This window comes from Acinetobacter sp. 809848 (assembly GCF_000581275.1).
Taxonomy (GTDB): Bacteria; Pseudomonadota; Gammaproteobacteria; order Pseudomonadales; family Moraxellaceae; genus Acinetobacter; species Acinetobacter pittii.
On sequence record NZ_JEXG01000163.1, the window covers coordinates 1 to 854 of the forward strand.

The window sequence follows — 854 nt, forward strand, 5'->3', positions numbered from 1 at the left end:
GGTTACTACAGCTTTATATTGATAAACACCATCGACCAAATCTTTTTGAGCTACTGTTGTTTCCTGCCAACTCTTTCCTTCATCTTTCGATATCCAGTAAGTAATTTGGCTATTTACTTCTTGTCCGCTAATCTTTAAATCAAAAGCTTTATCTTGCGTAATTTGATCAGTTGCTGAAATGCCCGTATCAGTCAAAGCAGCTAAAGTCAGTTCACCTGCTTGCGGCGCTGTTGTATCCACAACGACTTTTTGCACACTGGTTTCAGATATGTTGCCTGCAACGTCGGTTACTACAGCTTTATATTGATAAACACCATCGGCCAAATCTTTTTGAGCTACTGTTGTTTCCTGCCATGTCTTTCCTTCATCTTTCGATATCCAGTAAGTAATTTGGCTATTGACTTCTTGTCCACTAATTTTTAAATCAAAAGTTTTATCTTGTGTAATTTGATCAGTTGCCGAAACACCTGTATCACTTAAATCAGATAAAGTCAGTTCACCTACTTGTGGTGCTGTTGTATCGACAACAACTTTTTGTATAGCGGTTTCTGATGTATTGCCTGCAACGTCGGTTACTACAGCTTTATATTGATAAACACCATCGACTAAATCTTTTTGAGCTACCGTTGTTTCCTGCCAAGTTTTTCCTTCATCGGTAGAGACCAAATATGTTACTCGGCTTCCACTTTCCTGTCCTTCAAGCTTTAAATTAAAGTTTTTATCTTGAGTAATCTGGTCGGTTGTCGCCCCCCCAGAATCTAAAAAATTATTGAAATTCAAAGTACCTGGCTCAGGAGGCGTCGTATCTTTAGAATCGTTCCGAGACAATAAAGCAATTGTTCCTGCTCCTGCTA

Annotated in this window: 1 protein-coding gene; it reads right to left on the reverse strand. The window is 38.8% G+C overall.

From position 1 onward, the window contains the following. A partial coding sequence (locus J536_RS24565) for an Ig-like domain-containing protein (RefSeq protein ID WP_032064317.1) occupies positions 1 to 854 on the reverse strand: 854 nt, incomplete at both ends.